This is a genomic window from Bradyrhizobium sp. S3.7.6 (assembly GCF_054061875.1).
Map to the genome: position 1 here is coordinate 3,276,782 of NZ_JBSSEQ010000001.1, position 20,929 is coordinate 3,297,710.

The 20,929-nt window shown below is 62.2% G+C and carries 18 protein-coding genes and 1 pseudogene; 12 read left to right on the forward strand and 7 right to left on the reverse strand.

The window, feature by feature from the left end; translation table 11 throughout:
* Nucleotides 1–1,395: 1,395 nt before the first annotated feature.
* Entirely contained in the window at nt 1,396–2,754 is a 1,359-nt protein-coding gene (locus ACVJ5M_RS15510) for a hypothetical protein (RefSeq protein ID WP_354100732.1), read from the forward strand.
* A gap of 432 nt (nt 2,755–3,186) precedes the next feature.
* On the opposite strand, the gene ACVJ5M_RS15515 is transcribed toward ACVJ5M_RS15510, so the two are convergent.
* Nucleotides 3,187–3,789: a helix-turn-helix domain-containing transcriptional regulator gene (locus ACVJ5M_RS15515; RefSeq protein WP_063982066.1), complete on the reverse strand. Its 603-nt coding sequence runs from the start codon at nt 3,787–3,789 to the stop codon at nt 3,187–3,189.
* A gap of 111 nt (nt 3,790–3,900) precedes the next feature.
* Between ACVJ5M_RS15515 and ACVJ5M_RS15520 the strand changes: the two genes are divergently transcribed.
* Entirely contained in the window at nt 3,901–4,683 is a 783-nt protein-coding gene (locus ACVJ5M_RS15520; protein ID WP_063982067.1) for an outer membrane protein, read from the forward strand.
* 400 nt (nt 4,684–5,083) lie between these two features.
* Here ACVJ5M_RS15520 and tnpC read toward each other — a convergent pair.
* From tnpC to ACVJ5M_RS15545, 5 genes and pseudogenes are all read right to left on the reverse strand, one after another.
* Nucleotides 5,084–6,559, reverse strand: a pseudogene (gene tnpC, locus ACVJ5M_RS15525) (IS66 family transposase).
* Between the two features lie 131 nt (nt 6,560–6,690).
* On the reverse strand, nt 6,691–7,047 hold the full coding sequence (tnpB, locus tag ACVJ5M_RS15530) for an IS66 family insertion sequence element accessory protein TnpB (RefSeq protein WP_063980520.1): 357 nt from the start codon (nt 7,045–7,047) through the stop codon (nt 6,691–6,693).
* Nucleotides 7,044–7,475, reverse strand: a complete 432-nt coding sequence (gene tnpA, locus ACVJ5M_RS15535) for an IS66-like element accessory protein TnpA (RefSeq protein ID WP_231145760.1) — start codon at nt 7,473–7,475, stop codon at nt 7,044–7,046. Before tnpA ends, tnpB begins: the two co-directional genes overlap by 4 nt.
* A 141-nt stretch (nt 7,476–7,616) precedes the next feature.
* The gene (locus ACVJ5M_RS15540; RefSeq protein WP_063982069.1) at nt 7,617–9,146 is read right to left on the reverse strand and encodes an FAD-dependent monooxygenase; all 1,530 of its coding nucleotides are present in this window, start codon (nt 9,144–9,146) and stop codon (nt 7,617–7,619) included.
* A 229-nt stretch (nt 9,147–9,375) separates the two neighbouring features.
* Complete coding sequence (locus ACVJ5M_RS15545) at nt 9,376–9,720, reverse strand: response regulator (protein WP_063982070.1); 345 nt, start codon at nt 9,718–9,720, stop codon at nt 9,376–9,378.
* A 533-nt stretch (nt 9,721–10,253) separates the two neighbouring features.
* Here ACVJ5M_RS15545 and ACVJ5M_RS15550 point away from each other — a divergent pair.
* From ACVJ5M_RS15550 to ACVJ5M_RS15570, 5 genes are all read left to right on the forward strand, one after another.
* The gene (locus tag ACVJ5M_RS15550; RefSeq protein ID WP_063986218.1) at nt 10,254–10,595 is read left to right on the forward strand and encodes a hypothetical protein; all 342 of its coding nucleotides are present in this window, start codon (nt 10,254–10,256) and stop codon (nt 10,593–10,595) included.
* On the forward strand, nt 10,592–10,783 hold the full coding sequence (locus ACVJ5M_RS15555; RefSeq protein WP_346283371.1) for a hypothetical protein: 192 nt from the start codon (nt 10,592–10,594) through the stop codon (nt 10,781–10,783). Before ACVJ5M_RS15550 ends, ACVJ5M_RS15555 begins: the two co-directional genes overlap by 4 nt.
* 485 nt (nt 10,784–11,268) lie before the next feature.
* The gene (locus ACVJ5M_RS15560) at nt 11,269–12,543 is read left to right on the forward strand and encodes a CaiB/BaiF CoA transferase family protein (protein ID WP_063982071.1); all 1,275 of its coding nucleotides are present in this window, start codon (nt 11,269–11,271) and stop codon (nt 12,541–12,543) included.
* Nucleotides 12,544–12,725: 182 nt separating this feature from the next.
* The gene (locus ACVJ5M_RS15565) at nt 12,726–13,955 is read left to right on the forward strand and encodes an acyl-CoA dehydrogenase family protein (protein WP_063982072.1); all 1,230 of its coding nucleotides are present in this window, start codon (nt 12,726–12,728) and stop codon (nt 13,953–13,955) included.
* 9 nt (nt 13,956–13,964) lie between these two features.
* Nucleotides 13,965–14,528: a flavin reductase family protein gene (locus ACVJ5M_RS15570; protein WP_014493742.1), complete on the forward strand. Its 564-nt coding sequence runs from the start codon at nt 13,965–13,967 to the stop codon at nt 14,526–14,528.
* Between the two features lie 24 nt (nt 14,529–14,552).
* Here the strand turns inward: ACVJ5M_RS15570 and ACVJ5M_RS15575 are convergent, their stop codons facing one another.
* Nucleotides 14,553–15,419, reverse strand: coding sequence for an NAD(P)-dependent oxidoreductase (locus ACVJ5M_RS15575; protein ID WP_456679631.1), 867 nt, complete (start codon nt 15,417–15,419; stop codon nt 14,553–14,555).
* A gap of 200 nt (nt 15,420–15,619) precedes the next feature.
* On the opposite strand from ACVJ5M_RS15575, the gene ACVJ5M_RS15580 reads away from it, so the two are divergent.
* From ACVJ5M_RS15580 to ACVJ5M_RS15600, 5 genes are all read left to right on the forward strand, one after another.
* Nucleotides 15,620–16,603 carry an ABC transporter substrate-binding protein gene (locus ACVJ5M_RS15580; RefSeq protein ID WP_063986219.1) on the forward strand — a complete coding sequence of 328 codons (984 nt, stop codon included), beginning with the start codon at nt 15,620–15,622 and terminating at the stop codon, nt 16,601–16,603.
* Between the two features lie 76 nt (nt 16,604–16,679).
* A complete protein-coding gene (gene ilvD / locus ACVJ5M_RS15585; protein WP_063982075.1) occupies nt 16,680–18,374 on the forward strand; it encodes a dihydroxy-acid dehydratase in 1,695 nt (564 codons plus the stop codon).
* 124 nt (nt 18,375–18,498) lie between these two features.
* On the forward strand, nt 18,499–19,344 hold the full coding sequence (locus ACVJ5M_RS15590) for an ABC transporter ATP-binding protein (RefSeq protein WP_063982076.1): 846 nt from the start codon (nt 18,499–18,501) through the stop codon (nt 19,342–19,344).
* A complete protein-coding gene (locus ACVJ5M_RS15595; protein ID WP_063982077.1) occupies nt 19,341–20,126 on the forward strand; it encodes an ABC transporter permease in 786 nt (261 codons plus the stop codon). Before ACVJ5M_RS15590 ends, ACVJ5M_RS15595 begins: the two co-directional genes overlap by 4 nt.
* Nucleotides 20,123–20,890 carry an ABC transporter permease gene (locus tag ACVJ5M_RS15600; RefSeq protein WP_063982078.1) on the forward strand — a complete coding sequence of 256 codons (768 nt, stop codon included), beginning with the start codon at nt 20,123–20,125 and terminating at the stop codon, nt 20,888–20,890. Before ACVJ5M_RS15595 ends, ACVJ5M_RS15600 begins: the two co-directional genes overlap by 4 nt.
* The last annotated feature ends 39 nt before the right edge of the window (nt 20,891–20,929 follow it).

The window sequence follows — 20,929 nt, forward strand, 5'->3', positions numbered from 1 at the left end:
AAAACCCCATTCCTCACGCATCACCCAACATAGCTGGGACTCTTTTCCTTGGCATGTGCAGCATTGTGCCAATTCGGCGCGAGACAGTGTCGAAAACCGGCAAGTAGGCCAACTGAGGCGGCCTTAATGTCGGCGCCACCGCAGACCAGAGGCCCCGGCCTCAATAGCTCGGCGATCTAGGTAGTTTGCCGCCAAGACGCAGACCACCACCATCAAATTCGAAACGAGCGCCCAAAAGATCATTCTCTCCGCCTCCCGTTAGTGTCAGCCCCCCGCCGACGTGACGCCGGCGGGGATTCTTGCAGTGAATCGTTTTGGCTTATTCCGGATCAAACGAGAGTCAGCTCAACGGCTTAGACCGCGATTCCACTGACGAAGAGCCCGCCAGCGTGAGCCGGCGGGCCCTCTATACACATGCGGGCCCGCGGTAATTGCATCACCGTCTCCGCCGATCAATCTTACTGTGGCTAATGAAGAACAAAGCGGCCAGCACGCCAATTGCGGCGGGTATAACAAGGCTGAGACAGTCCATGACGCACCGCCTTTCAGCAAAGGAATCGTCAACCACCGAGAGCAAGCAAAACCGGCCAGAGGCTTGCAAGGAGCCAGAGCATCAGACCAAAACAGGCCCCAATGCCCATCAACGTAATGACGGCCTGAGGATTTCTGAAGATCATCGCGTGCCAACTTAACACCGATCGGAAATCTCCGTACAGAGCCGAATGGGTAGAAAGCTGTGAGAACAAGCCTGCTTCAGTTAGCGGCCCGCCAGTGTCAGCTGACGGGCCCGCATTGTTGTCGATAACTAACGAATCTAGACCGGCTGGTTCACGACCAGAGGCTCTCCGAGACAATCTCGACGCGCGTCATAGTACCGTCGAGATACGCAGGCGCATCGAGCGGCCGCGGTGAACGAATGTCGCCATAGGCTTTCATTGGATTCTCTCTCTTATACTTTGCGACAATCTCCCGTCCCAGCGCGTTAAAGGGGTGATTTTTGAGCGACCCGCTGAGGTCGTGCCTGGCAGCGATATCCCGCTTTACATACCCGAAGACGGTGACTTCGAGTGGCTGTCCAGCTTCGCACCACGTAACCTCCAACAGGACACTCGCAACGATATTGTTGCCGACCTGTGGGTCGAGCTTCGGTGAGATGCGTGATGTCGTGAAGTGAGCCGATCGAAGTCGCGCGTACAAGAGACGCAGCGGCCTCCTGCAAGTCGAGCAAGGCTTGCCGCTGAACCTCTATTTTGCGGGCTAATCTCTGCTCTCGCGCGACAGCTTGCCGATACGACCAGAGGGTGCTCGCTTCCGACGCAGGATCTAAACTCCCGTGTTCAATTGAAGGACTTGCAGTTCGCGCGCCGGTTGAGTAGCGTCCGGCGGGGCTGAGAAATGCATAGTCACACGCGCTTTTTGTGCGTGGGCATCCTTGCGATGCTCGCGTCGTATTTTTTGCTTTGGCCGGTCTGGCGGGCTCAATTCCCGATCGAGATTTGGTTCACCGAGTCGTGGAACGCGTTCCATCAGGATATCGCGGCCGCTGGGCTGCCTCTCTATCCAGGCAGCGATCAGCTCGTCGTTAACAACTACCCTCCGCTTTCCTTCTTAGTCATCGGCGAGCTCGGCAAGCTGTTCGGTGACAATCTCTATGTCGGACGGGTGCTCTCGTTCGTTGGGCTGCTAGCGCTGGCCGTGGAGATCACGCTGGCCGTAAGGATCTTGGCCGGGTCGTTCTCTGCCGGCGTCGTCGGCGGGATGTGGTTCGTCGCTCTGATGGCGCACAATGCCGCCCTCTATGTTGGAGCGAACGACCCGCAGATTGCGGGGCAGGCGATCATGGGCGCTGCCCTGGTGTGGTTCCTCGCCCGAGAAAAGGCTGGCCGATCAGCGCTTCCGCCGCTGTTGCTGATGGTTCTGGCAGGCTTCTGGAAACACAACATCATCGCGATCCCGGCGGCGGCCGTTCTGTGGCTATGCCTGCGCGACTGGCGCTCTGCTGCACGGCCCGTGCTGATCAGTGGCGGGGCGGCAGCGGCGGGGCTCGCCCTCTGCGGCGCTGTCTTCGGACCTCAGTTCTTCGCCAATCTGCTCACTGCTCGCGCCTATTCGGTGGGGCATCTGGTGAGCCAGTTGGGGCATCTGCAATGGCTGGCACTCGCGGCGATCCTGTGGGGGTCGTGGGCGTGGTTCGACCGGGCCAGCTACGCCGCGCGCTTTACGGCGCTGCATTCCGCTGTTGCGCTGGCCTCCTGCCTCACGCAATGGCTCGGCGATGGCGTCTTCGGGAATGCTGAGTTCGACCTTACGATCGCGCTCGCGATCGGTCTCGGCGCGACCTTGGCGCGGATCGCCGCTTCGCCAATAGCCGCGGCGATCGGCCTGAACCGATCGCGAGTGATGGTGGTTGTCGCGTTGGCGCTGCGGTTGGTCTTGTCCGGTCGACAGGAAAGCGCCCAAGTACTGCTTGATCCGCAATTCCGCGCCCGCTACGCGACCGCCGCCGCCGCCATGACCGCGGCGGCGGTGAGCGTCTCGAAGATCCCCGGGGCGGTCTACTGCATGAAGAACAACCTCATCTGCCGGGCAGCCGGCAAAAGCTTCGTGGTCGACGACTTCAAGACGGATCAGCTTTTGGCGACGGGGAAGGCAACCGAAGCCGATCTCTCGGCCATGTTCCAGAACCGCGGAATTACGGTGGTCGAAGGCGCGTCGCTGACTTACGCAGCAGCGCCTCTCTGGCAAACTCCTTAGCCTTCGCCATGGCTTGTTCGCTCGTGAGCTGCTCGGGCCGCAGCCGCGAAACTTCTGGGTTACGCAATGACGAATCAGCGAGCGGGCTCAACGTCCCGGGGAGCTAGCGCAGGGCAGGGATTCCGAAATGCACGGGCTGACGCTTTCCACCCATTCGGAAAGTACCACCTATTTGGAAAGAGGGGGAGCGAAGTCGATCTCAAGGGCTTCGCTTTCGAGGCTGGCGAGGTGTCGAAGGGTTATACAAGCCGCCCAGTCTGGCTCGACATTGCTAAGCTCGCGGATCATTACCGTGAGGTACTCGCCCGCCGCCGCACTGGTCGCAGGACGCGGTCCTGCACATCATGCGAGGCCAGCGGGTTTTCTGGCTTGAAAGAGTTTCCCGTACGAGGCCGCATATAGGTGCCGGGACGGGGCTCAACTTGAGAAACTCTAAGGCCGCTCGACCAGGGTCTTTCGCGGTCGACCAAGCTTCGGACGGGGTGGCCTGGCCTTGGGCTCAGTCGACGGCACGACCTCCAGCCTGACCCGGAAAGTCTCAAAGAGACTTAGGACCCGGCTTAGCTGCGGATCGACGGTTCCTCCGAACGTCTTGTAAACCGTCGTCCGCATAATGCCGAGTTCGCGCGCGAGCGAGGTGACGTTCTGCGATTTGACGACGGTGCTCAGCTCCCGGATGGTGTCAGTCGGATCGTCGAAAGCGAAGGCTTGACTGAGCCGTGTAGCGATCGCGCTCGGGCTGGCGATCCCGGACGCAGGCGTAACCCGGGCCTTTACGTTCAGCGCTTCGAGCAGCCTAAGAACCCGGCTGAGCTGCGGGTCGATTCGACCGCCAAACGTCCTATAGAGGGTGTCGCGTCGAAGGCCCGCGTCCCGTGCCAGGATCTGTACGTTATGAGCTCGCGTGACGAGGCTGAGCGCCGTCTTAGCCTTCAGTATCTCGTTTTCTTCAAAGTTATCAGATAGATAGATGGCGATAGCCGCTGGATTGTCGCGGACTAAATTGGCTATGTCTTCTTCGTTGCCAGCCAGCATTTCCAGAGCGTTTGTCCGTCACTGTGGCCTTCCAGCTACAGCATTATCGGCCAATACGTCTAGATTACCTCACAGACATCGACGACGCTTCCACTTGGGGTAATTTCGACAATGAAAAAGACTTTGCTCGCTCTCGCCGCGGTTGTGGCGATGACCGGTTCGGCCTCGGCCGCTGACCTGGCTGCCCGCCCTTACGTGAACGCTCCGATGCCGGCGCCGGTCGCCAACTGGACCGGCTTCTACATTTTTGGCGGTGGCGGTGGCGGCCTCTCGAATGCTGACCAGAGCGTTGTGGATACGGTTTCCGGTACGCCGCTGACGATCACCCAGCGTCAGGGCGGCTCGGGCTGGTTCGGCACCGTGGGCGCCGGTTACGACTGGCAGTTCAGCGGCACCTGGGTCGCTGGCGTGTTCGCTGACGGTCAGTTCGGCAGCATCCGCGCCACCATCCAGGATCCGCTCAATCAGATCACGGGCTCCCAGAAGCTCGAGACGTCGTGGGCCGCTGGTGTGCGCCTCGGCTGGCTGGCCGCCCCGAACGTTCTTACCTACGTCAACGGCGGTTACTCGGGCGCCCACTTCGGCCAGACCAACTTCACGGACCTCGCCGGCGTTCCCGTCGGTGCCCACCTCAACAGCTACAACCGCAACGGTTGGTTCATCGGTGGCGGCGTCGAGAACAGCCTGAACTTCTTCGGCATCAGCTCGCCCGGCTGGTTCATGAAGACCGAATATCGTTCGGCCTTCTACAACGCCAAGACCCAGGACGAGCTGTTCGACGCTGGCAATGTTCCGGTCGGCAACAGCATCCGCGCCAACAGCTGGAATCAGACGATCTCGACCTCGCTGGTCTACCGCTTCAACTGGACCGGTCCGGTTGTCGCGAAGTACTGATCTGAACTCAACTTCAGACGTCAAAGCCCCGGCATCGCCGGGGCTTTTTCGTTTGTCCTGAACGCTCGTGCAACACGAAGTGCGATGGGATCCAGGCAAACGCCTAGCGCTGGAATATGCAAAATGACCTGCACGATCACATTGAATGCCGAATTACGCTCGCCCGGACCTCCGCGGCGGGCTTTGTCGTTTCGGCCGGTAATGAAGGTCGGGGTGCTTTCGGCCTCGGCTACGTTGCCGGCGGCTGTGGCTAAGCGTTCTTGGAAGCTTCGGCGCGACGGGCGATTTCGACGAAGAGCTTTGGCTGCGTTCGCAGCAGAATACATGAGCACCAACTGGTAGAAGCCGCATCAACCACGGGTTCCAAAAACTTGATGTAGATCAAGCGTAAGCGTCGTTATCAGGCCACGGCTTTGAGGAACTGAGTGCGGTAGGCCCAAGGCAATAGCTGGTCGATGTCGCGGTTCGGATGACCACTGACGATCCTGGTCAGGACGTCGGTGAGATAGGCAAGCGGATCGACGTCGTTGAGCTTGCAGGTCTCGACCAGGGACGCGACGACCGCCCAGTGTTCGGCACCACCGTCGGATCCGGCAAACAGCGCGTTCTTGCGACTGAGCTTGATGCCGCGGATCGATCGTTCGACCGTATTGTTGTCGAGCTCGATGCGACCGTCATCGATGAAGCGCGTCAGCCCCTGCCAGCGCGAGAGAGCGTAGCGGATGGCGGCGGCGAGCTTGATCTTCTGGCTGATGAGAGCCAGCTTGGCGCGTAGCCAAGCCTCGAATGCATCGGCCAGCGGTCGGCTTTTCTGCTGACGCACGAGACGGCGCTCCTCCGGGCTGCGGCCGCGGATCTCCTTCTCGATCGCGTAGAATGCGGCAATGTGCTTCAGCGCCTCGCTTGCGATCGGCGCGGGGCCCGCCGTCGCGAGTTCGTAGAAGTTGCGCCGCATGTGCACCCAGCAGAAGGCGAGCTCGACCTCGCCGCGCTCGGCAAGCTTTGGATAGGCGGTGTAGCCATCGACCTGCAGGACGCCCTTGTAGCCGGCAAGATGGCTGAACAACCGCTCGGCCTTGCGGTCGGGTGCATAGACATAGGCGATGCCGGCGGATCGAGGCCGCCCCAGGGCCTGTCGTCGGCGGCATAGGCCCAGAGCTGGCCGGTCTTGGTGCGCCCTCGACCGGGATCGAGCACCGGCACCGTCGTCTCGTCGGCGAACAGCTTGGACCTCGCTCGAAGCATCGTGAGAAGGCGCTCATGCAGCGAGCGCAGGTGGAAGGCGGCATGCTCAACCCAGTCCGCCAGCGTCGATCGATCGAGAGCGATGCCCTGGCGGGCATAGATCTGGGCCTGCCGGTAGAGCGGCAGATGATCGGCATATTTGGACACCAGAACCTGGGCGACCGTGGCCTCGGTCGGCAGGCCGCCCTCGATCAGCCGGGCCGGAGCCTCGGCCTGCACGACACCATCCTCGCAGGCACGACAGGCGTATTTGGGACGCCGGGTAACGACAACGCGGAACGGCGCCGGCACCATGTCCAGCCGCTCGCTCTTGTCTTCACCGATCCGATGCAGTTCGCCCTGGCAGCAGGGGCAGGTCTTGTCGTCGATGTCGACGACGACCTCGATCCGCGGCAGATGCGCCGGCAGCCCCGCGGTTGACGCGGCGCTTGCGCGCCCGTTCCGCCCGACCTTCCGGGGCGGTCTCGTCCTGACCGGCCTCGGCAGAGGCCGCGACCTGCTCGACGTCCTCGAGGCCCAGCAGCATCTGTTCCTCAGGAAGCGACTCCGCCCTCCGGCCAAAGCGATGACGCTGCAATTCCTTGATGATCTGGCGCAGCCGCTCGCTCTCGTGCCGCTCGGCAAGCAGCATCGCCTTCAGCGTCTCGGGATCATCAGGAAGGTTATCGCTCACGGGCAAATCAGAGCATATTCGCGCCCGCCTGACGACGTACTCGACGTACTCGATGCCTCTGATTCACTTCGCCGCAGCGCGGCCCACAATTATCCGGCTTGCGTCGGGACGACCGTCTCCCGTGCCGCGTGGACACGCCGCCAATCGAGCCCTTCGAGCAGCGCCGACAATTCTGCCGCTGACAAACGCATCACGCCATCCTCGATCTTCGGCCAGCGGAAGACGCCTTCCTCGAGCCGCTTGGCGAACAGGCACAAACCCGTACCATCCCAGAAGATCAGCTTGATCCGGTCCGCGCGCTTGGCACGGAAGACATAAACAGCACCCGAGAACGGATCGGCCTTCATGTGCTCGCGTACCAACATAGCAAGCCCTTCCATTCCCTTGCGGAAGTCGACTGGCTTGGTTGCCACCATCACCCGGACAGTGCCGGACGGGCCGATCACCGGCTTGCCTTCAACGCATGGACGATGGCCGCAATCATCGCCACGTCCGCGCCTTGGCCGACCCGGATAGTGACGCCTTCGGCTTCGATCTCGATGCCCCCAACATCCGGCTTGGCCTTCCGTCGCGCTGTCTTGCGCTCACGGCCCGCAACCGCGACCGGCGCCATGGCGTCTACCACCGCAGGTACAAACTGCGGATCGTTAGCCATCGGCGCCGGCTCCCGGCGCGCTTGCCGGCGCCAAGTGAACACTTGTTGTGGGGTCAGCCCGTGTCGCCGGGCAATCTCGGAAACGACCGCGCCTGGTACCAGCGTCTCCTCGACAATCCGGGCCTTGTCGTCCTTGGAGAACCAACGACGTCGTCCCGTCTCCGTGATCACTTCCAGCCGGCGCGCCGTTACATCCGACTTAAGCGTATGGTCAAACATAGACACAAACCGATCCCTTCAAAGAGATCGTGAAACTCGCCTATCCCATCTGCCCCGAAAAGGTGGGAGCGGAACGACGCTTACGATCAAGCCTGCGGAATGCCGCGGGCTCTTTTTGTTTCTAGGTGAGGCGCTCATGCGCTACGCCGCGGCAGCCGATCCAAACCAGATGATCAGCGCGTCCTCAAGTCCTCGCTGGCTTTCATCTCCGACCCACGCCACGTGCCCGTCTGGCCGAACCAGCACCGCTTCGGGCGCGGCGACCTGCCCGATGGCGGGGAGCTCCCACGCGCCGTCGTGGCTGGCGTTGATGACTCTGATGCGATCAGCCCTGGATACTATGTCGAAGCCGCCGGACTTGCCGAAATTGATCAGCAGCGCCTGCGCTCCGTGCAGCAGCGTGAACAATCTCTGTGGATAGCCGTCGACGATCAGGTCGAGATCGGGCATCCGGCGCCCGAGCAGTTCGTGTCCCTCGCCGAGATCATAGCGGATATCGAGCCCGCTCATCATCGCGCCAAAACGTTTGCGCGGTTCCTCCATGGCGAGCAGGTCGGACACCACATCGCGCGCGGCCCTGAGGCCGGCCTCGCCGCGGCGGAGCATGGCGATTTGCGCCATCGTGTTACGCAAGACGCGCGCGGCTACAGGATGACGTTCGGCGTGGTAGGTGTCGAGCAGGCCGTCGGGCGCAATGCCCCTGACCACCTGCGCCAGCTTCCAGCCGAGATTGACCGCGTCCTGCACGCCGGTGTTGAGGCCTTGCCCGCCGACGGAGTGATGGATATGCGCGGCATCGCCGGCGAGCAGCACGCGCTCCCGGCGATAGGACACGGCCTGCCGCGCCGCATCGGTGAAGCGGGAGATCCAGGCGGGGTTTTGGACCCCGAAGTCGGTGCCGAATACTGCGACGAGCGCATCGCTGAGATCGCGCAGTCCGGGTTCGCCGGTGCGGTCGAGCGTCGCTTCCGTCACGACGACCAGCACGCGACCGCTCTCCGCTTTGCTGAGGCCATGAAAGCCGATGGCGTCGTGGCGGAGGCCCCATACCGGCTCGTCCCGCATCTCGACTTCGGCCATGAGATTGCTGAGCGTTGGATCGGAGCCGGCGAAATCGATGCCGGCCCGCTTGCGCACCAGGCTGCGACCGCCGTCGCAGCCGACGAGATAGTTTGCGCGCAATGTCTTGCCGCCGGAGAGCGCAACGTCGATGCCGGTCGCGTCCTGAACGAAGCCCGTCACCTCGGAGTTTCGATAGATCGGCACCGCGAGCTCCTCGACCCAGTCGGCCATGATGCGCTCGATGTGGCTCTGCCGCAGCGCGAGGCCATAAGCGTGCCGGGTGGGGAGATCGCCGATGTCGAGCCTGGTCCAGGCGAAGCCTGCGAGCTGGGTGACTTGCCCCTCGCGCAGGAAGCGCTCCGCGACGCCGCGCTGATCGAGGATCTCGATGGTACGCGCGTGCAATCCGCCGGCCCGCGTACCGACGAGCTCCTGATCCGGGCGCCGCTCGACCACGGCGACGTCGACCTCGGCGAGCGCCAGCTCGGCGGCCAGCATCAAACCGGTCGGGCCGCCGCCGGCGATCACCACGGCATGGTGACTCGCGCGGCTGGCGCCGGCCCGCTCGGAACGGCCGCGCGGCCGGGACGACGGAAGCAATACAGGCATGTGGACCCCCTGCTTTGGATGTTCATTGGGTCGGGGGTTCTACGGCAGGGCGGGGGGCTTGAAGCAAGTCTCTTGCGCACCACATATCAAAGTGGGAGGGAGGGCTCCTTCTTCCGCGTTCGCCGCGTTGACACGTCGGGCAAAACACCGGCAGAATGGCATCATCGACATGAGTTTGGTTCGACCCGCGCGGGAGCCCCCGCCGCGGGTTTTCTTTTGGGCTCTGCGTTCAGCAAACGCCGGTGGTTCGCCGCATGGTGTCGGCGAGCTCCTCGAACGAAAACGGCTTCCGGATCATTGGCAGGCCTCCGCGCCGCGGCTCGCGCCCCGATAATTGCAGGATTTTCAATCCCGGGCGTAGCCGCTTCGCCAGTTCGGCCAGTTCGTGACCATCCATGCCCGGCATATTGATGTCCGTGATAAGGATGGAGATGTTCTCGTTCTGCCCGAGCTGATCGAGCGCATCCGGGCCGCTTTCGGCGCTTGTCACCTCGCAGCCGAGATCTTCCAACATGCCCACGATGACGTCGAGGACGCCGGGATCGTCGTCAACAACCAGTACAGTGTGGCTCATCGCATGCACGTTCCTTTGACTAAAGGAATGAACGCGACGCTCTTCGGGTTAGTTCCGGCACGGTGTGGTCGAACGAGGGATGTTTGACATGTCGAAACACTGGCCAATGACATCATCGAGACGAGTTTGGTCACCCGCGCTGGAAGCACCCGCCGCGGGTTTTTCGTCTCGATTTTGAGATCGGACGGTGGCCGCGCATCCGGCCACGCACTCGCTAGACCACGTTCAAGGAACGCCGACCGGCGCGGCGCCGGGTCCGTTGCTCGCGCCGCTGCGGTCTCGGGGCTCACGGACATAGGGTTCGCGCCCGAAACGATCGCGCTTGGTCACGCGATCTGCCACTTTTTTCTTTTTCGTGGAGAGACGATGACCGCCTAACTGATATCGCTCGCACTCGCGGGCTTGGTTGCAATCGTGTTGTGGGAGACGTTTTCTTGAGCGATGAGATCGAAAGGGAGTTCGCGAGCGAGCCGGCCCGCCCGCCCGCGCGACGGAAGACGTCTAAGGCGCGGATGCTGACCGAGACTGATTGTATCCTTCTACTTCGCCAAGCGTGGTTTCGAGAACGTTGCAAGGATCATCAACCAGATGATGAAATCAGGGCGATCGTGGCTGAGACACTGGCCGAGCAACACAGGGTGCAACAGGAGAGCATCGATGCCTTCGTACTGAAGGCCGTCGCATCGGTGCTAACTTCCTTCGGAATCGAACATGACGACCGGAAGGAGCTAAGGGCTGATCTCCAACACGTGCGGAGGTGGCGAAAGAGCGTGGAGCAGGCGCAGAGCTACACCTTCAAGGCCGTTATCACGGTGATCGCGACCGGACTGATGGGGGCCGTTTTGCTAGGCGTTAGGGTCGTGCTGGGCAAGTGAGCTCCCACGGTGCCGACATCGCTGCACTTGCACGCACGCTATTTCCCGCAAACGGGCCGTACAAAATTCGCATCGTTGATGCATCCGATGACGACCTCGTCGAGACGTTGGCTGATCTGCATCGGTCGACGTTCTTCGACACGGCGGCCATGCCGCAATTCGAGTTGGGAGCGTGGTGGCTTGCCTAACATGGCGATGAGGCGGTCGCATTTGCCGGCGTCATACCGTCGACGCACATTCGAAACGGCGCTACTTCTCGAGGGTCGGCGTGCTGCGACGGCATTGGGAGCGGGGACTTCAGGGGGCTGCGTATCGAAAGGGATGTCATTGTCTTGAATACGACGGACAACTTCATCCAGGCGGGCTATCGGCTCTTCGAGCCAGAGGTGCCCGAGGCCTCGGCGCACACGCTCTATTGGCGGAAGTGGCTTCGCTGAGCAGGGTTTCCCGTAATGCGGAACGTACTTTTCTCGGCGTAGGATGGCCAATGCGAGACACAGTGTGGCTCGCACTCCCAAGATGTTCGGGGGCCCGGCGGCTTGATGGCTGACGGGCCCTTTTTGCGTATTGAAGCGATGCGGGTGAAGCACTTGCGAAGTTGGTGGTGCCGGGCTTTAAGTTTGCTCTTGCAGGAAATTCGGCAACCATAAGCCGATGTAAGGGAGCGCCGTCGATGCCCACCAAGCCTCAATTACCGGAACGTTCGTCGCGGGCGACGGGCGCGCCTACCGCGCTCGACGGTCTGTTGGTCGTCGATTTTACGCGGGTCGTGGCGGGGCCGGCCTGCACGCAGACGCTTGCCGATTTCGGTGCACGCGTCATCAAGATCGAGAATCCGGATGGTGGCGACGATACGCGGGCCTACGAACACGCCGAAATCGGCGGAGAAAGCGCCGCCTATCTGAGCCTGAACCGCAACAAGCGCGGCATCGCGCTCGACCTGACCATGCCGCAGGCTCGCGAGATCGCACTGGACCTGATCCGGAAGGCGGATGTAGTCGTGGAGAATTTTTCGAGCGGGGTCATGAAGAAGTTCGGCCTCGACTACGAGGCGGTCGCGCCGCTCAACCCGCGGCTGGTCTATTGCTCGATCTCGGCTTACGGACGCTCAGGACCATTTGCCGCGCGGCCCGGCTTCGATCCCATCACGCAGGCGGAAAGCGGCTTCATGTCCCTCAATGGGTTCGCCGATGGGCCTGCGGTTCGTACCGGCCCGCCGATCGTGGACATGGCGACGGGGATGTCCGCCTGCAACGCCATCCTGCTGGCGCTGTTGGCGCGCGATCGGCTCGGCCGTGGGCAGCATGTCGAGGTCGCCCTGTTCGACGTCGCCATGGGCATGACCGGCTTCTACGGCATGGCCTATCTGATCAACGGCGAAAACCCTGGCCGGTTCGGCAATTCGCCGAACGGGTCCCCCACTGTTGGTGTCTATGAAGCTTCCGATGGGCCGCTTTACATGGCCTGCGCCAACGACCGGCTCTATCGCCGGCTGGTGGTCGAGGTGCTGAACCGGCCCGATTTGATCACTGATCCGCAGTTCGCGTCGCGCAAAGCGCGCTCTGAGAACAAGGAGCTCCTGCGGGCAGCCATCGCAGAGGTCTTTGCGAGCGATACCCTCGAGAACTGGATAGCGAAGATGAAGCTGGCCAATATCCCGGTCGGCTATCTCCGAACGGTCGAGGAGGGGTTCAATGCGCCCGAGGCCCGCGAGCGCCATCGCCTGAACAGGATTCCGCACCGTACTGCAGAGTGGGTCCCCAATATCGAACCTCCGATCAATATGAGCCTGACGGGAGCGATTGATCCCGTCGCTGCGCCCCTGTTAGGCGAGCATACCGAAGACGTCCTGCGTGATACGCTCGGTTACGACGAGCGCCGGATTTCGGAGTTCACTCAGAAGGGCGTCTTTGGATCAGACAAGCCATCGACCTCAGGCCAAGCCTGAGCGGTCAGGTCCGCGGAGCCAGGCACCGCAAAGTTCGCGGAAAGCTGCTTTGAGAAGACGGTGTACGTGACATCGCATTCCTGCGGACAGCCGGGATGCAGGGCGACCACGCAACGTTAACCCTGCCCAGCTTGATTTGGCGAAGTTCCCGCCGCATAACTATGTGAAAGCGAGGGACACGAATGGCGCCTGGTCAAGGGCCGAGCATGGGCCAGCCGACGGGGCAGGAAGCCGGCGAACGCGCCTATGCGGCAATGATCGCGAGGACCCGGGCGCTCGTGCCGCGGCTGCGAGAGCGGGCTGCCCGCACGGAGGAGCTGCGGCATCTTCCGACGGAAACCGAGAAGGATCTCCACGACGCTGGCCTGTTCCGCATGCTGCAGCCGAAGCGCATCGGCGGTGCCGAGCTTGACTATGTCGCCCTTGTCGACTGCGCCGAACTGCTGGGAATGGCGGATGCGTCAGTGGCGTGGAATCTCGCTAACCTGGCGAGCCATCACTGGATGCTCGGCATGTTCGAGCAGAAGGCGCAGGATCTGGTCTGGGGCCGTGATCCCGACGCGCTGATTGCGTCCTCGTTCATTTTTCCAGCCGGTCGCGCCACGAGGGTCGAGGGCGGTTACAGGTTGCACGGGAGCTGGCCGTTCTCCTCGGGCGTTGCCTCCTGCGAATGGAACATGCTTGCAAGCGTTGTCTATTCCGACGACGAAGCAGACGGGATCGAGTACCGAATCTTCCTGCTGCCGAAAGTCGACTACAAGGTGCTCGACACCTGGAATGTCACGGGACTGCGCGGTACCGGCTCCTGCGATGTCGAAGTCAGGGACGTTTTCGTGGCCGACTATATGACGGTAGCGGTTGGCGATCTTGCCGGTGGCCCGACGCCGGGAAGCACGGTCAATCCCAATCCGCTGTATGCGCTACCTGTGTTCTCGCTATTTCCTTACGTCCTCTCCGGCGTCGCGCTGGGGAACGCTCAAGTATGCCTCGACGATTATGCGGAGGTCGCACGTCATCGCATTTCAACCTACAACCGCGCCAAGCTCAGCGACTTTCAAAGCACTCAGATCAAGATCGCGGAGGCTTCGGCCAAGATCGACGCTGCGCGCCTGATCATGCGTTCGGCCTGCGTCAATGCAATGGAAGATGCAAGGCGCGGCCGTATTCCTGATATGGCGATCAAGACCAGATATCGTCGCGATGGCGCATTTTCGGTGAATCTATGCACCGACGCGGTCTCGATGCTGTTTGCGGCGAGCGGAGCGCGCGGTCTGTTCACGACGGGCGTGTTGCAGCGGCAGTTCCGCGATGCGCACGCGATCAACTCGCATCTTGCGTTCAACTTCGATGCGGCCGGAACCAATTACGGACGGGTGGCTCTGGGCCTGCCGTCCGAGAATCTCACGCTGTGAGGCCGGCCGATGAATGATCTGCCGAAGCAGCCGGCCATTTCCGATCCAGCCAATGAACTCGCCAGCGACAGTTCGCCGATCGATCCTCGCGATTTTCGCAACGCGCTTGGCACATACGGAACGGGCGTAACGATCATCACGGCCATGGCCGCTGATGGAAAGCCCTATGGCATCACCTGCAATTCGTTCGCGTCAGTCTCCCTAAATCCCCCTCTGGTCCTCTGGAGCCTCGGATTCTATTCCTCAAGCCTCCCCGTGTTTCAGAACGCCAGCCATTTCGCCGTTCACATACTCGGCACGTCGCAGCAAACGCTTGCGAACAAATTTGCAAAATCGTCCGAAGACAAGTTCGCCGGGGTCGACTGGACCCCGGGCCTCGGGAACGCGCCGGTCCTTGCCGAGAGTGTCGCCAACTTTCAATGCCGATCGGTCAATCGCTATTATGGCGGTGACCACGTGATCTTTCTCGGCGCGGTCGAGGCCTATGCCTACAGTGCCAAGGAGCCCCTGCTGTTTGCGCGCGGGGGGTATGGCCGGTTCCTGGCTGATGATGAACGCAAGAAGTCGCCATAAGGCGATTCAAGGACGCTCGTCGGCTCAGCGGTCTGTGGCCGAGAGTTTGTAGATTTCCAAAGCGTCCGCGTCGGCGCCGCGTGCAGCCTTGGCCAGCCTGAATATCTGTCCCGCGAGGGTCGCCATCGGCACCGGCGTTGACGTCGCCCGGGCGACATCGGCGACCGTGTCGAGATCCTTGAGCATTGTCGCGATATGGCCAAGCGGCGGCGAGTGGATGCCCTGGACCATGCGCGGCACGAAGAGCTGAAGCGGGATGGAATCCGCAAAGCCGCCGGCGAGCGCCTCGGGCAGCCGGCCTGCGTCAATCCCTGCATTCGAGGCAAGGCGCGTGGCTTCCGCCAGAACGGCCATCGCGCATCCGACGATCACCTGGTTGCAGAGTTTTGTGGTTTGGCCAGCCCCGATCGGGCCCATGTGGGTGAACCTGCGTGCCATGTGCAGCACATAGGGCCGTGCCCGCTCGATGTCGGCAGCTTCTCCGCCGGCCATGATGGCGAGCGTGCCTTCCTCTGCGCCCTTGGTGCCGCCGGACACCGGCGCATCTATCCAGCCCGCGCCATTCGCGTCTTTCAGCCGCGCTGCAAGATCGCGCGCGGCGTCGGGATGGATCGACGAGAAGTCGACGACGAGCTTGCCTGCGCCGGAAGCCGCTGCAAGACCGTCGGGCCCGAAAATCACCTCTTCGACGGCGGCGGCATCGGTCACGCACATGAAGACGATATCCGCGTTCGCCAACATGTCGCGGGGCGTGGTTGCGCGCCTGGCGCCGGCCGCGACGAGCGGAGCGACCTTGCCCTCCGAACGATTCCAGACAGCGACCTGATGGCCGGCTTCGAGCAGGCGCCGGGTCATCGGCGTTCCCATCAGTCCAAGGCCGAGATAGCCCAGCCTCTCGACGCCCTGCGGGTGCTCGCATCAGCCATAGGTTGCCTCCTTCTGTCGCAGCGCAAACGCCGCCTTACCATACATTGCAGGTCGGACAGTGAAACCGTTCGGCTCGCATGGCTTGCCTGATTGTTTGAACCATGAAACATTTGAGTGTCGGGTTGGGCGGCGCCGGTCGGCGCCGGAGCAGCGGAGTGGGCACGATGCGAACCGTTTCGAAGTGGATCCTGGCTTTGGGAGCGGCCGCGGCTGCGAGCGCGGGGGCAGCCCCGTCATGGGCACAGCAGACCATTCGCGTCGGCTGGACCATCCCGGCCGAGGAATCCAAGTACTGGATGATGCGCAGGCCAGCTGAGTTTCCCAATATCGGCAAGGCCTACAACATCGAATGGACCCAATTTCAGGGCACCGCGCCGATGACGCAGGCATTGGCGGCCGGCGCGCTGGACTGCGCGACGCAAGCGCCGCTGTCGCTCGCCAACGGTGTAGTTGGCGGCAATCTCAAGGCCTACATCGTGGCGCAGCACGTCTTCGAGAAGCCCGGCGGTTTCTCGGTCTATTGGGCGGTCATGGATGACTCGCCGATCAAGACGATCGCCGATCTCAAAGGCAAGACGGTCGGCATTTCCGTGATCGGCGGCGGCACGCAAGGCCCCTTCAACCTGTTGCTCAAGCAGAATGGCGTCGATCCGGCGAAGGACATCAAGCTGGTCGAGGTCGGATTTGCCGTCTCCGAAGATGCTCTGCGTCAGGGCCGCGTCGACGCAGTCAACATGAACCAGCCCTTTGCCGCACGTGCGGAGGCGAAGGGTGGCACAAGAAAGCTGTTCTCATTGTCGCAGGCAATGCCGAACATCGTACACATCCTGGAAGCCTGCCGCGCGGATTTCGTCGACAAGAACCCCGACTTGGTGAAGGCCTACGTGCGTGACATTACCTCAGGTATGAAGAAAGCACTGGCCAACCGCGAAGAGACGCTAAAGGTCGTCAATGAGGTTCTCAAGGCGCCTATTCCGGTGCTCGAGACCTATCTGCTCAAGGACAACGATTTCGGCCGCGATCCGGGTGCGGCGCCGAACTTCCCGGCGATCCAGAAGATGCTGGACATCTACGCGGAGACCGGAATGCTGCCGAAGCTGGATGCCGCGCAGTTCAAGCACGCGACGATCGTCGCGCCGCTGGAATAGGCGACGGGCGAATTGTCCCAACAAGGGGGCGCGGCGTTCCGGATCGTCCCGGACGTTGCTTGAAAAAGATGCGCGCATGAAAAAGTTGCGATCACGGGTCACGACTGACGGCCTCGACCGGGCCCCGCACCGCGCTTTCATGCGCGCAATGGGGCTCGACGACGCCGCGATCGCCAAGCCGATGGTGGGCGTCGTCAGCATGAAGGGCGAGCAGACGCCCTGCAATATGACCCACGACTTCCAAGTGGCCGCGGCAAAGACGGGAATCGAGGAGGCTGGCGGCACGCCGCGCGAATTCTCCACCGTATCGGTCTCCGACGGCATCAGCATGAATCACGAGGGAATGAAGTTTTCTCTCTTTTCGCGCGAGCTGATTGCCGATTCGATCGAAGCCGTCGTTCATGGTCTCGCCTATGACGCGCTGATCGGGTACGGCGGATGCGACAAGACACTTCCCGGCGTGATGATGGGTATGGTTCGTTGCAACGTACCGTCCATTTTCATCTACGGCGGCAGCTCGCTGCCGGGCCGGTTGGACGGGCGGACTCTCACGGTGCTCGACTCCTATGAAGCTGTCGGCAGCTTCATGACCGGAGAGATCGACGGCGCCACGCTCGAACGGATCGAGCGCGCCTGCCTGCCAACCATTGGCGCGTGCGCCGGCCAGTTTACCGCGAACACGATGGGGATGGTGTCGGAGGCGATGGGGCTGACCATTCCCAACGTCTCGATGGTGCCCGGTGTCTATGCCGAACGTGCACAGATCTCGCGCCGCGCCGGGCGGCTGGTGATGGAGATGCTGGAACGTGGCGGCCCGCTGCCGCGCGACCTCGTGACTCGGAAATCCCTCGAGAACGGTGCGGCGATTGTTGCCGCCACGGGCGGCTCGACCAACGCTGCGCTGCATCTGCCGGCGATCGCGAATGAGGCCGGGATCGCATTCACGATTGATGACGTCGGCAAGGTCTTTGCCAGGACGCCGCTGATTGGAAACTTGCGGCCGGGCGGCAAGTACACTGCGAAGGATGTCTACGACATCGGCGGCGCGGCCGTCGTGATCCGCGAGTTGATCCAGAGCGGGCACATCGATGGGAGCTGCTTGTCCGTCACGGGGCGCACGCTCGCCGAAGAATATGGCGCGGCCAACGCTCCCGATGGTGAAGTCGTTTACGCGTCTCGTGCGCCGATCATGCCCGATGGTGGCGTGGCGGTTCTGAAGGGCAATCTCTGTCCAGACGGTGCGGTGATCAAGGTCGCAGGTTTAAAGAGTCAGCACTTCGAGGGCGTTGCGCGCGTCTTCGAAGATGAGGAGGCATGTGTCAAAGCGGTCCGTGACCGCGCCTACACGGCCGGCGAGGTGCTGGTGATCCGCAATGAAGGGCCAGTCGGCGGCCCGGGCATGCGCGAGATGCTCGGCGTTACCGCGCTGATCTACGGTCAGGGTATGGGCGAGAAAGTGGCCCTGATCACCGATGGACGGTTCTCCGGCGCTACTCGCGGCATGTGCATCGGCTACGTGTCCCCCGAAGCGTTTGTCGGCGGTCCGTTGGCGCTTGTTCGCGACGGCGACAGGATCCGGATCGATGCCGCAAACCGGCGGATGGATATGCTGGTCGACGAGCAGGAACTCACGGCGCGCCGACGCGATTGGAAGCCGAGGCCGCCCCGTCACCGTGCAGGTGCGCTCGCAAAGTATGCGCGGCTGGTCGGACAGGCGCCGGGCGGAGCCGTGACACATGAGGGCCCTGCAGAATGGCCTTGGTTCGAATGATGCGCCGCTCCCGCGCGAGAATGACCGCCTGTCTGGCAAGTTTCTTGCTAAGCTTGAGCTGCTGATGGAGGACATCAGCGGATCGGTTGCGTGACATTCGCGCGTGAATCAAGTGAGAGACGGGATGAGGGTAGTGCCTTCGAGATCGAGCGAATGGGTGAATCCGGTGACGTCACAAAGGCCGGCTTCTGCGATCATCGAGATCGACCGCGTCTCCCAGGTTTTTCAGACCTCGGCGCGTAAGGATCATTTGGCGCTATCGGACATCTCGCTGACGATCGGGGAAGGAGCCTTCGTCTCCATCCTTGGTCCGTCCGGCTGCGGCAAGTCGACACTTCTTTATATCGTCGGCGGCTTCGTCAACCCGACCAGCGGCGTGGCGAGGATGAAGGGACAGACGATCACGGGGCCGGGTCCGGATCGCGGACCAGTGTTTCAGGAGTTCGCTCTGTTTCCCTGGAAGACCGTGTTGGGCAATGTGATGTATGGCCCGCGCCAGCAAGGTGTGCCTGCCACCGAGGCCGGAGCACAGAGCCGGGCCTTGATCGAGATGGTCGGCCTCAAAGGCTATGAGAACTTTTATCCCAAGGAGCTCTCGGGTGGCATGAAGCAGCGCGTCGCGCTGGCCCGGACATTGGCTTACCACCCTGAAGTTCTGCTGATGGACGAGCCGTTCGGCGCGCTCGACGCGCACACCCGTACACGCCTCCAGAATGATCTCCTGAACATCTGGGAGCGTGACCGCAAGACGGTGCTGTTCGTGACCCATTCGGTCGACGAGGCCGTCTTCCTGTCGGACAAGGTCGTGATGATGTCGAAATCTCCCGGCCGCATTCGGCAGGTGATCGACATCAATCTGCCTCGGCCGCGTCGCCGCAACGAGCTGTTGCTCGATCCGCGCTACCAGAAATACGTCGTCGACATCGAGCGCATGTTCGACGAGGTTGACGAAACCGGATCGCCGTCATGACATTGCTGGCTGCAGCCTCCAGACGTGCCGCCCCGGTGTTCGCTTGCATCGGGCTGCTGGCGGTGTGGCAGGTCGCGTCGCTGGCGCTGAAGAACGACAGCTTTCCGACGGCGATCGAGGCGATCCGCGCGATCCCGGACATCCTTGGCGACAAGGAGTCCTTGATCAACATCCTGGCCTCGCTTCGCCGCATGGCGATCGGGTTCGGTGTAGCCGTGCTGGTTTCGATCCCGCTGGGTCTGTTGATGGGGCGTAGCCGCGCCGTCGCGGCCTTCTTCAACCCGCTTCTAATGGTGATCTATCCGGTGCCGAAAGCGGCGCTGATGCCGATCATCATGCTTTGGCTGGGCGTCGGCGACATCACGAAGACGCTCGTGATCTTCCTCGGCGTCAGCCTCCCAGTGATCTATCACAGCTTTGAGGGCGCCCAAGCCGTCGAAGAGAAGATGCTGTGGTCGGGCGCCGCGATGGGACTTTCGCCGCCGCAACGGCTGGTGCGGATCGTGCTGCCGGCGGCGCTGCCGGAAATCCTGACCGGATGTCGCACCGGTCTCGTGCTGGCGCTGATCACGATGATCACCAGCGAGATGATCGCCCGCCAGTCCGGCGCCGGCAACATTCTGTTCAATGCGCTGGACATGGGCCAATACGACACCGTCTTCGCGATGATCATCATCGTGGGGGCGATGGGAATTTGCCTCGATGCGATTTTCGAGCGGGTCCGCGCACGGCTGGTGCGCTGGTCCGAGCCTCAGTTCGACATGCCGCTGAGCTTCTCATGACATCGCGTCTTCCCTCAGCAAACGTCGTTCTCGGGCTCGCGCCAATTGTGCTGGTGATCGCGGTGTGGCAAGGCCTCGTATCGTTCGGCTTTGCGCCTGCGGTCTTGCTGCCGCCGCCGGGATACGTCTTCAGCAGGTTGCTCCAGCAACTCGTGACGTGGACGTTTCAGCAGGAGATCGCGGCGACCCTGATCCGGCTGTTTGCCGGCTTTGCGATTGCGGTCGTGCTCGGTGTAAGCATCGGCATCGCCGCGGCCGCCAATCCAGCGATCAATGCCGTGGTTCGTCCAATCGTGCGCGTATTGGCACCGTTGCCTAAAGTCGCACTCTATCCGGCGTTGTTACTTCTGCTCGGCTTCGGCCACGGATCGAAGATCACGCTGGTGGCGGCGGACGCACTCTTTCCCATTTTGCTGTCCACCTATTACGGCGCGTCAGCCGTCGAGCAGAAGCTGATCTGGTCGGCGATGGCAGCGGGAACGCCGCGCTATGAAATCTTGTTCAAGGTGGTCTTGCCGGCGGCGATGCCGTCGATCCTGACTGGCTGCCGGATCGGCCTTGTCATTTCCTGCATCGTGGTGTTTCTGGCCGAGATGATTACGTCGACGGACGGGTTGGGGCATGTGCTGGTGACGGCGGCCCGAACCTTTCAGGCCGTCGACATGTTCGTACCGCTGATCACGATTTCGCTGCTGGGGTTGATCCTGAACGGCTTGCTGGGCGCCCTGCGATCGTATCTCTTGCGGGGCTTCCCCGAAGCGTGATCTGACTGAACAGAAGAAACCAGAAGACCGGGAGTGAAC